The organism is Mycobacterium sp., from assembly GCF_049281135.1.
Taxonomy (GTDB): domain Bacteria; phylum Actinomycetota; class Actinomycetes; order Mycobacteriales; family Mycobacteriaceae; genus Mycobacterium.
This window is the reverse complement of the sequence record NZ_JBAPRN010000535.1, coordinates 1-10,217: the sequence shown is the minus strand read 5'-3', so window position 1 is coordinate 10,217 and position 10,217 is coordinate 1. Positions and strand designations below refer to the sequence as shown.

Sequence of the window (10,217 nt, the reverse complement as noted above, 5' to 3'; positions counted from 1 at the left end):
GCTCGGCGCCCCGCTGGCGACCACGCTGCGAGGCAAGGACCTGTTTACCGACGTTGCAGGCAATATCGGGATCTTCGGGACCCTGTCGGATGACGTGGCGCTCGACGTCATTGGGCAGGCGGATTGCGTCATCGCCTTCGGTGCCGGACTCAATGAGTGGACCACAGCTGAGGGCGCCCTGCTCGCCGAGAAGCGGGTCGTGCACATCGATGTCGACCGTGCTCGTCTGAACCGGTTCTCCCATGTCACGGTCGCCGTGGCCGCGGACGCGGCCAGCGCGGCGAGAGACTTCGTGCGACTGCTGGACGAAGCCGAAATCGCCAAGTCCACATTCATCGATCGCGCAGTTCAGCGGATCGCCGCGCGCAGCGCCGATACCACCGATCGCGGCACCAATGACACCGTCGACATACACACGGCGCTGAGCCTGGTGGACCGCATCGTGCCGAGTGACCGCGTTCTCGTCACCGACAACGGGCGTTTCATCAAGCACGCATTCGTCGCCCTGCACGTAGAGCACCCCTCCCGGTACGCCCACGCAGTGAACTACGGGTCGATCGGACTTGGTATCGGCGTCGCGCTGGGCGCTTCGTACGCCGCCCCTGACAGCCCCGTGCTGCTGGCGGTGGGTGACGGTGGCTTCGCTGAGGGTGGTCTGTCCGAGCTCGTTACCGCAGTCATGCAGCGACGCAACATCATCGTGCTGCTGCTCAACGACGGCGCCTATGGCGCTGAGTATGTGCATCTGGATAGTCGCGGCATGGACCCGGCGTGCACGATCCTCGACTGGCCGGATTTCGGGCCGATCGCCGCGGCGATCGGGGCGCAGGGTGCCACCGTTCGCAACAAGGAGGAACTCGAGGATGCCCTGGAGAAGCTGGATTTCGCCGGTGGACCGATGCTGCTCGATATCCGTATCGACCCTCAGCGCGTTTAAGCGGATTCAGAACGGAGTAGATAGTGCGTGACAACCCTCTGCTGAAGCGGCTACGCGAGGGCACTGCCTCGGTGGCCAGCTTCCTGACGATCCCCGAACCCTTCGTCGCCGAGGTCATGGGCGCGGCCGGCGTGGACGCCGTCATCATCGACACCGAACACTCGGCGATGAGCGCCGAGCAGTTGCACACCGTCCTGACGGCGCTCTACCCCTGCGATGCGGCCGTGATCGTGCGGGTGGCGCATAACGATCCGGCACTGATCGGTCAGGCACTGGATCTGGGTGCTGACGGCGTTCTGGTGCCGGGCGTGCGTTCGCACGCTCAATGCGTGCTCGCGGTAACCTCATGTTTCTACCCTCCCAAAGGTATTCGAGGCTTCGGACCCCGCCGGGCCAGCCGGCTGTATGGCGGACGCGCCGACTACCTGGCGCGAGCCAATGACGAGATCGCGGTCATCGCCATGATCGAACACGCAGAGGCGTTGGACGACCTTGACGCGATCCTCACCACCGAGAACTTGTCGGCGGTTTTTGTCGGCACCGCAGACCTGGCGGTGTCGATGGGATATTTGCACGATTTAGCCAATCCGGCAGTGCTGCAAGCGGTTACGGGCATCGCCGAGGCGTGCCGTGCGCATCAGATTCCGTTTGGCCTGTTCACCGCAAACGAGCAGGCCGCCGCTACGTGGATCAGTCGCGGCGCCCAGATCGTCACCATGGGTTCGGACCTGGGCTACCTCGACGCCGGCATCGCCCAGACCCGTCAGGCGCGAGCCGCCTTGTTGAGCCGACCCGACAGTGCCGCACCGCCGGTCTCATCTCAATCACCTCGCCACTAGGAGGAACACAACATGTTCGTTTTAGACACCGCCGCGATGGCCTGGGATCCGGTCAAGGCCAACACTCGCACTGGCAAGATCTCGCGCAAGTTCATCCGCGAAGCTGAACTGGCCCCCGGTGTCGGCTACACCTCTGATCTTGTCAAATATCACGGCGGCCATGGTGTGTTCACGGCGCCGCGGCACCGGCACAACTTCGACCAGATCCGGCTGACCTTGTCCGGGGAAACCGACTACGGCTATGAACAGATCGCCGGCCCCGGGGATGCGACATTCTTTCCGGCCGGTGCCTACTACGGACCCGAACGGTTCGAGGCCGCCGAAATCTTTCTCCTGCAATGGAGTCCGGATTGGGTCACCCGCGAGCAGTCGGATGCCGCCTATGCTGAATTGGCCAAAACCGGAGAGTTCAAGGACGGGTTTTACGTTTATACCGGCGATGACGGTCAGCAGGTGCACAAGGACGGTACCAACGCGGTGTGGGAGGCGGTCAATGGCAAACCTCTGATCATCCCCTCACCGAAGTATCAACAACCGATTTTGATGCGGCCCGAGGGATTCGAGTGGCAGAGCAGGTCCGAGGACCTCAGTGTCAAAGATCTCGGGCATTTCACCGACGAGGACCTCAACATCGTCACCTACCGCTGGTCTGAGGGTGCGCTACTGCGGCTGCCTGCTGATCGCACCTACATCCTGTGGATCGGTTCGGGGGCAGTCGCTCTCGACGGCCGTCGGCTCGGCGAGAAATCGATCCTGTTCTCAGATTTCGGCGAAACCCACGAGCTATGTGGTGTGCAAGCCGGTGAAGCGACATGCATCGGACTGCCGGTCTCAACGTGATGTCGGCCGACATCGGTTCGCCAGCAAGGACACCCGCGAATCGGACCCATTGATGTGGACGAACCGCTCAGACTTCACAACGTGGGTTGACGATGCCATCCGCGCCGAGTTCGAGGAACAAGGCTACTGGACATCGGCGACATGGCTGGAGCTATTTTTGGCCAGTGCCGACAGGCAGCCATCTGCGCTGTGCGTTGCTGACGAGCAGGCAACCCTGACCCGCGCGCAGATGCTGTGCGCGGCCCGACGCCTGGCCCACTACATGGCGGGCCGCGGCATCCAGGCCGGCGATGTCGTAACGGTGGCAGTACCGAACTGGTGGGAGTTCGTCGTCATTCACACCGGCGTCGGTCTGCTTGGGGCAGTGCTGAATCCGGTACTACCGCGCCTAGGCGTCCCCGACTACCGCCACATCTTGCAGACGAGCCAGAGCCGCATGGTGTTCGCCGCCCAGTCACATTATCGAGAATCACCAGTCGGGCTGTGCCGGGCAGCAGCCGACGGTGTCGCCTCGGTGCTCGACGTCATCGCTGTGCGAGCGCCCCAAAACACTGACGAAGCACCGTCTTTCGAGCAGATCTTGTCGGCGTCCGTCGACGACGAGGCCGTGTTCCCCGGCATTAGCGATGCCCGCGACTGGGACACCGTCACGTTCACTTCAGGAACCGAGTCGCTGCCCAAAGGTGTCATCCACACCCACCAAAGCACGATGTTCGGGCTGCGCGCCTACATCGGAACGGTGTTGAGTTTGACCGCGTCGGATTGTGTGTTCATGCCCTCGCCGATATCTCATGCGTCGGGCCTTCAGTGGGGACTGCGCGCGGCGCTGTTTTCGTGCGCACCGCTGATCCTGCAGGACCGCTGGGACCCGCAGATCGCGCTGGGCCTGATCGACAAACACCAGTGCACCTACACGCTCGCCGCGACACCGTTCATCGTGGACCTGATCGGCGCGCGCGAAACCGACGCCGGCAGTGGGGAATCGCTGCGCTATATCTGCTCGGGTGGAGCTCCCATTCCGCGCCGTCTGGTCGGCGATGTGCGCCGCGCGTTCGGCGCACAACTGTTGTCGGTGTTCGGTGCCAGCGAGACCTATGTCGCCACCTGCACGCGACCGCAGGACAGCGATGAGCAACTGGCCACCGACGGGGTCACGCTAGAAGGCGTGACGATCGCCATCGTCGATGAGGATGGCACCGAGGTCGCGCCGGGCGTCGAAGGCGAGATCACCAGCCGCGGCCCCAACACCTTCCTGGGCTATTTGGGGGATCCGGCGCTCACCCAGCGGGCATTTCGGGGCTCCTGGTACCGGTTCGGCGATCTGGCGACGATGGACCGCGACGGGCGAATACGGGTGACCGGCCGCGTTAAGGACATCGTCATCCGTGGCGGCGAGAACATCAGCGTTCGTGAGATCGAAGAGCTGCTTATCGACCATCCCGGCATCGTGGCCGTCGCTGTCGTCGGGTACCCCGACGACCGGCTCGGCGAGCGATGCTGCGCAGTCGTGGTGCCCGCGATCGAGGCCGCCACACCGACGCTGGAGGATTTGTGTTCCTTCCTACGCCAACGCGGAGCGGCGAAATTCAAGCTCCCCGAACGGCTCTACCTCGTCGAGGCGCTTCCCCTGACCGCCACCGGCAAGGTCAAAAAAGCAGAGCTTAGAGCCCTGCTGGCAAACGGCCAGCCGGTCACTGGCCGGCGCGGAGAGCCGCCTCCCGACCAGGGATATGGTATACAAGATGGAGAATCCAAAGAGCCTAAGCAGGCACGGAAACAGCGTTCCGCGGCTCGCAACAGGAGGACTTCGGTGAGCGTTAATGCGGGCCTGGATGCCTTGTCGTCGACCCCCCTGCAGCGAGATCCACTCGGGAATCAAATCGCCGACACGCTTCGGCGCGAGATACTGCTGGGCGTTCTCTCGCCGGGAACCCAAGTTTCACAGCAACAGTTGTGCGAACGGTTCGGAACCAGCCGCATGCCCGTGCGCGACGCACTGCGCGAGCTGGTGCAAGAGGGCCTGATGACCCTGGACAGCGCCCGCCACATCGTGGTCGCGCCGCTGAGCAAACAAGACCTTTTGGACGCCTTCACCATCGAGGGTGTCTTGACCGGAATGGCCACCGAACGCGCATCCCAACGGGCGTCCGCGGCCGATTTGGACTCGCTGGAGCGGCTTCACGAGGCGATGCTCGAGGCCGCCGCGGGCAATCAGCAAAACGCCATGGTGGAGCTCAACTGGAGCTTTCACCGCAAGATCAACCACATGTCGGGTTCGCGAAAACTCATCTTGGCGCTGCGCAAGGTCTCGGTTGACTTACCCCGCGACTTCCTCGAACAGGTACCCGAGTGGAACGTCAATTCCAATGCTGATCATGCGCGGATCCTGGCCGCGATGCGCGCCGGAAAGCACAAGGCGGCAGGAAAGTTCATGACTGAGCACGTGACAGTGTCGGGACGTGGCCTGGTGGAACACCTGACCGCGCACGGTGTTCAGTTCGACTAACCAGGGTGTTGGCATGTTTGTCGGCGCCGTTGCAACATGCCCGAAGATGGTATACCGTATACAGTAGTCCTGGGTGATGTGATCCCATGCCGTCAACGACGATGAGAGGCGACCGGCATGCCGAAGGTGACGTACGTTCAACCTGATGGTGCGCGTGAAACAGTTGACATCGCGACCGGCAAATCGCTGATGCTCGGAGCTCAATCACATGGCGTGGCAGGCATTCTCGGCGAATGTGGCGGACAGGCCATGTGTGCGACCTGTCACGTTTACGTCGACGCCAAGGATCTTGACCTCCTCCCGCCGATGTCCGACGACGAGGACGCCATGCTGGAGGACACCGCTTCGGAACGAAAGCCGACCAGTCGGCTGTCATGCCAGCTGGAAGCCAGCGACGAATTGGACGGCGTCGTCGTCCACCTGCCAGAAGAGCAAGCGTTGTGAGCGTGCGCCGGGTCGCGATCGTCGGCGCGGGGCACGCCGGGTTCACGGTGTGCGCCACGCTGCGCACGCTGGGATGGGACGGCGAGCTGACCCTGATCGATTCCGACCAGAGGTTGCCCTACCAGCGTCCGCCGCTTAGCAAAAAGGTCCTGGCCGGCGCGGAAACGCTTGAGGACGCCTACTTTCGGCCACGCGCCTTCTACGATGATCACGGCATCGGCTTGGTTCTTGGCCATCGCGTGGTGGGCATCGACCGGGCGCAGCGCGCGGTGCAACTCGATGGCCGCCCGCCGGTGAGCTATGACCACCTCGTGCTCGCAACCGGTGCGCGTCCGCGGCCATTGCGGCTTGAGGCGTTGTCGGGCCTAGGCTCGGAATCGGTCTGTTACCTGCACACCGCCGATCACGGCATCGATCTGCGCGAGCGTATCGCCGCGGGCAAACGGGTGGTGATCATCGGCGGCGGATTTATCGGGTTGGAGGTCGCCTCGATGGCCGCCCGCGCTGGCAAGGACGTCGTCGTTTTTGAGGTCGCGGAGCGCTTGATGGGACGTGCTGTGTCGGAGCCGATCTCACAGTACTTCCATGATCTTCACACCGCCGCCGGCGTCCACCTGCGGATGTCGAGCACGGTGTGCTCGGTGCAACGGGTGGTGGATCGGCTCGAGTTGCACGACGGGCACTCGAGCGTGGCCGCCGATGTGGTGGTGGCCGGTGTGGGTGTGGTGCCCAACGACGAGCTGGCCGCCCAAGCGGGCCTGGCGACCAACGACGGGGTCATAGTGGACGCGCAGCTGCGCACCACAGACCCGCACATCTCGGCGATCGGCGACTGCGCCCGGTTCCCTAACGCCACGGGCAAGCAGTCGGGGATTCGGCTGGAATCGGTGCAGAACGCCAGCGACCACGGGCGCCATGTCGGGGCGTTGCTCGCCGGCGAAGCAGTGCCACCATATGACGTCGTTCCATGGTTTTGGACCGAACAGCACGGCCGCAAGCTCCAAATGGCCGGTCTGACAGCTGGTTACGACCGCACCGAGACGGTGCAGACCGAGCCCGATAAGTTCTCGGTGTACTGCTATTCAGGCACGCGGCTGCTGGGATGCGAATCGGTCAACTCACCCAAGGACCACGCCCGGGCCCGCAAGCAGCTGGCGGCCGCCCGCGGCAGCGGGGCCGGATCGCCTCCTGTGACGGTGTGACGTTAATGCACGCAGGCATTCCCACGTGCCCGTAGACCGTATACAGTATCCGCATAGGAGGCGATCGATGACCACTTACCTCGCCGGCGTCGGAATGACACCGTTCGGCAAATTCCGCCACTCCACCCTGGCAGACCTGGGGGCCCAGGCCGGGCGCGAGGCGCTGACCGACGCCGGAGTTGACGCACACGCCGTCGAGGTGATCGCGTGCGGGTCGGCGCGCAGCGGGATGCTGCACGCCCGCGAAAGCGGGGTCGGGCAGCTGATCGGTTGGGATTTGGGCATCGAAGGTGTGGCCGTTTACAACGAGAAGGCGTTTTGCGCCTCCGGCGCAGTGGCATTCAACATCGCACACATGGCGCTGGCCTCAGGCACCCACGACGTCGCTCTGGTCGTCGGGGTGGAGAAGATGTCGTCGCGAGAGGGTGCCGGGCGCCCCCTGACCTCCGACGGGATGGCGCTGGAAGGCGAACAAGGCTTTACTCCTCCGGCCTACTATGCGATGGCCGCTCGCCGGCACATGGAGACCTATGGCACCACGCGCGAGCAGATCGCCTCGGTCGCAGTCAAGAATCGCGCAGCGGCACAATATAATCCGAAGGCCCAGTACCGCGACCCCATCACCATCGATGACGTCTTGAGTTCCAAAGGGGTGGTGTGGCCGCTGCATCTATTGGACTGCTGCCCGACCGGCGACGGTGCCGCTGCGGCGGTCTTGGTCAACGAGGCCGGCGCCGAAAAGCTGGGTCTGGAGCCCACTGTGCGCGTGGCCGCATCGGTGATCGGCAGCGGTTACTACCAAAAGCAGGACCGCGATATGACGTCCTTCTCGCTGGACAAGTCCACCTCGGCTCGTGCCTACGAACTCGCCGAACTTGGGCCCTCAGACATCGATGTCGCAGAGGTGCATGACTCATTCTCGGTCGCCGAAATCATCCACTACGAGGACTTAGGGTTCTGCGAACCCGGCAGTGGGGGCAAGCTCGTCGAAGCGGGCGAAACGGCGTTGGGCGGGCGTATTCCGGTCAACACGGGCGGAGGTCTGCTCAACCGCGGCCACCCGCTGGGTGCGACCGGCGTCGCACAGATCGTCGAGCTGTGTGATCAGCTCAGAGGCCGCGCGGGAGAACGTCAGGTCGCCGATGCCCGAACCGCGTTGGCGCACATCTCCGGTGGTTTCCACGAGGGGGACTTCGCCACGTCGGGCATCACGATTCTGGCAGTGCGGTAGAGCCACGGATGACCGAACTGGGAGAGCTGTCACTGGGCGCTACGTTGCTGCTGCGCGGACCCGATTCGCAATACCAATTGCGTGCCAGCACGTGTCCGCGTTGTGGGGATGTCAGGGTGCCGCCACGGCGGTGGTGCCCGAATGACTCCAAGCCCTGCAACGAGGTTGGGTTGACGGGTGCCGGCACGATCTATGAGGCAGTGAACATCCTGATACCGCCTCAGGGATTTGATGCCCCCTTTTGGGCTGGATATATCGACCTCGACGAAGGGGCGCGTTTTTTCGCTCAAATCGCCTGTGCCGATGGTGAAGCGCCGCCGCGGCACGGGGATCGTGTCCAGATGAACGTGGAGCGGATCGGAACCAGCGACCGTTGGGTGTTGGCGCCGGTTTTTGTAAAGGTGGCGAACTGATGCAGCAATCAGACCTCAGCGAAGACTTGCGCGACCTTGCCTCGTTGACACGCGATATCGCCGAGCAGAAGATCTCACCGTTGATCGAGGAGACCGAGGAGCGCGCGACGTTTAGTCGCGACATCAAGGCGATCTTGGCTGACGCGGGGTTTTTTGGGCTCGTGGTACCTGAGGGTTACGGCGGCACCGAAAGTGACATCGGGTATCAGTGCATCGTTTTGGAAGAGCTCGCCCGCGTCTATCCCAGTGCATGCACATATCTGACCGCACACTGGCTGGCCACCAAGCTCATCGCACTGCACGCCACCGGTGACAGCGAAGCTGAGTGGGTTCATCCGCTGTTGCAGGCCGCGGCGGCCGGTCAGATGCTGGGCGCCATCGCGGTCACCGAACCCGACCACGGCTCAGATCTGGGCAGCATCACCACCAAGGCCCGAAAAGACGGTGAGAGCTGGATCATCAACGGCACCAAACGATTCATCACCAACGGGGGCTTCGCCGATTTCTATACGGTGCTGGCGCGTACCGGCGGACCCGGTCCGCGCGGATTGTCGCTGTTCGCGGTGGAAGCCGACCGCGCCGGAGTCGTCGCGGCGCGCTGGGAGAAGAAGATGGGCCTACACGGGTCGGCGACCGCGGAAATGCAGTTCGATGACGTGGAAGTGCCTGCCGACCACCTCATCGGAGATTCCGAGCGCGGATTCAGTTACCTGATGCGCGGATTCGACGAGGGGCGGCTTGGCGTTGCGGCCATGTCGCTGGGTATTTCGCAGGGTGCGCTCGACGCCGCGACCCGCTACGCCGGCGAGCGCAAACAATTCGGCAAAGAGATCGCCGCCTACCAAGGGGTGCAGTTCCTCGTCGCCGACATGGCGATAGGCGTATACACGTCGCGTGCAATGGTTTACGACGCGGTCCGCGCGTTCACCCAGCAGCATCCCGATGCGTCGCGGTTGGCGGCGATCGCCAAGACCTATGCGTCCGATGTTGCGATGAGTGTGACGTCGGCGGGCGTCCAGGTCCACGGCGGCGCCGGCTACGTTCGGGACTTCCCCGTCGAAATGCTCATGCGCGACGCCAAGATCAATCAGATCTATGAGGGCACCAATCAGATTCTGCGCATGGTCATCGCGCGGACCTACTTTGGGGAACTGGCCCGATGACACAAGAGCTGGCGTGGCTGCCGCTGGCCGAAGAGGTCAAGAACAGCGCTGAAGGGCAGGTGCTGCTCGAGATCACGTCGTCGATGGCCACCGTGACGATCAACCGCCCGGACAAGCTCAACGCGATCGATTCGGCTGTGCTGAAAGGCATTCGGACCGCTCTGGCGGGCATCGAGAGCGATCCATTGGTTCGCGCGCTGATCCTGCGCGGTGCTGGACGCGCTTTTTCTGCCGGCGGTGATCTCGGCGAGGTCTCGGCACTGGTGGACGACAAAACCCGATTCAGCGCGTTTCTCGACCATTGGCACGAGTCGCTGCTCATGCTGCAGAACAGCCCGGTGCCCTCCATCGCCGCGGTGCACGGCTTCGCCTACGCGGGGGGGCTTGAACTGACCCAGGCATGTGACTTCGTGGTGCTGGGGCGTGGCGCAATGCTGGGTGACCAGCACGCCAATTTTGGGCTCTTTCCCGCCGGCGGTTCCACCCAGCGACTGCCGCGGCTGGTGGCACCCCGGGTGGCCAAGTGGCTTCTGATGACCGGGGAGGCCATCGACGCTGCCACCGCGCTGGCGTTGGGCTTGGCCAACCGTGTCGTCGACGACGACGACGTTTTCGATGAAGCCCAGCGCATGGCCGAGACAT

General features: G+C 63.6%; 10 protein-coding genes and 1 pseudogene. All 11 read left to right on the top strand.

Going from position 1 to position 10,217, the window contains the following annotated elements:
- On the top strand, positions 1–937 hold a 937-nt coding region (locus WAN02_RS21070; protein ID WP_422266158.1), incomplete at its 5' end, for a thiamine pyrophosphate-dependent enzyme.
- A 23-nt stretch (positions 938–960) separates the two neighbouring features.
- Positions 961–1,776 carry an HpcH/HpaI aldolase family protein gene (locus WAN02_RS21065; RefSeq protein ID WP_422266157.1) on the top strand — a complete coding sequence of 272 codons (816 nt, stop codon included), beginning with the start codon at positions 961–963 and terminating at the stop codon, positions 1,774–1,776.
- Positions 1,777–1,788: 12 nt separating this feature from the next.
- Positions 1,789–2,616 (top strand): hypothetical protein, encoded by an 828-nt coding sequence (locus WAN02_RS21060; RefSeq protein ID WP_422266156.1) that lies wholly within the window; start codon positions 1,789–1,791, stop codon positions 2,614–2,616.
- A gap of 52 nt (positions 2,617–2,668) precedes the next feature.
- Entirely contained in the window at positions 2,669–5,122 is a 2,454-nt protein-coding gene (locus WAN02_RS21055; protein ID WP_422266155.1) for an AMP-binding protein, read from the top strand.
- Positions 5,123–5,239: 117 nt separating this feature from the next.
- Entirely contained in the window at positions 5,240–5,566 is a 327-nt protein-coding gene (locus WAN02_RS21050) for a 2Fe-2S iron-sulfur cluster-binding protein (protein WP_422266154.1), read from the top strand.
- Positions 5,563–6,768, top strand: a complete 1,206-nt coding sequence (locus WAN02_RS21045; protein ID WP_422266153.1) for an NAD(P)/FAD-dependent oxidoreductase — start codon at positions 5,563–5,565, stop codon at positions 6,766–6,768. The genes WAN02_RS21050 and WAN02_RS21045 overlap by 4 nt, the downstream gene beginning before the upstream one ends.
- 67 nt (positions 6,769–6,835) lie before the next feature.
- Positions 6,836–7,999 carry a thiolase family protein gene (locus WAN02_RS21040; RefSeq protein WP_422266152.1) on the top strand — a complete coding sequence of 388 codons (1,164 nt, stop codon included), beginning with the start codon at positions 6,836–6,838 and terminating at the stop codon, positions 7,997–7,999.
- Between the two features lie 8 nt (positions 8,000–8,007).
- Positions 8,008–8,133 (top strand): annotated as a pseudogene (locus WAN02_RS21035) (hypothetical protein); the annotation flags it as partial.
- A gap of 36 nt (positions 8,134–8,169) precedes the next feature.
- A complete protein-coding gene (locus tag WAN02_RS21030) occupies positions 8,170–8,412 on the top strand; it encodes an OB-fold domain-containing protein (RefSeq protein ID WP_422266159.1) in 243 nt (80 codons plus the stop codon).
- Positions 8,412–9,575: an acyl-CoA dehydrogenase family protein gene (locus tag WAN02_RS21025; protein WP_422266151.1), complete on the top strand. Its 1,164-nt coding sequence runs from the start codon at positions 8,412–8,414 to the stop codon at positions 9,573–9,575. The genes WAN02_RS21030 and WAN02_RS21025 overlap by 1 nt, the downstream gene beginning before the upstream one ends.
- On the top strand, positions 9,572–10,217 hold a 646-nt coding region (locus WAN02_RS21020), incomplete at its 3' end, for an enoyl-CoA hydratase/isomerase family protein (RefSeq protein ID WP_422266150.1). The genes WAN02_RS21025 and WAN02_RS21020, both read left to right, overlap by 4 nt.

Bases quoted from the DNA above. Each gene is read 5' to 3' on its own strand.
- WAN02_RS21055 (WP_422266155.1), top strand. From the start codon at position 2,669: ATGTGGACGAACCGCTCAGACTTCACAACGTGGGTTGACGATGCCATC.
- WAN02_RS21025 (WP_422266151.1), top strand. From the start codon at position 8,412: ATGCAGCAATCAGACCTCAGCGAAGACTTGCGCGACCTTGCCTCGTTG.
- WAN02_RS21050 (WP_422266154.1), top strand. From the start codon at position 5,240: ATGCCGAAGGTGACGTACGTTCAACCTGATGGTGCGCGTGAAACAGTT.
- WAN02_RS21060 (WP_422266156.1), top strand. From the start codon at position 1,789: ATGTTCGTTTTAGACACCGCCGCGATGGCCTGGGATCCGGTCAAGGCC.
- WAN02_RS21040 (WP_422266152.1), top strand. From the start codon at position 6,836: ATGACCACTTACCTCGCCGGCGTCGGAATGACACCGTTCGGCAAATTC.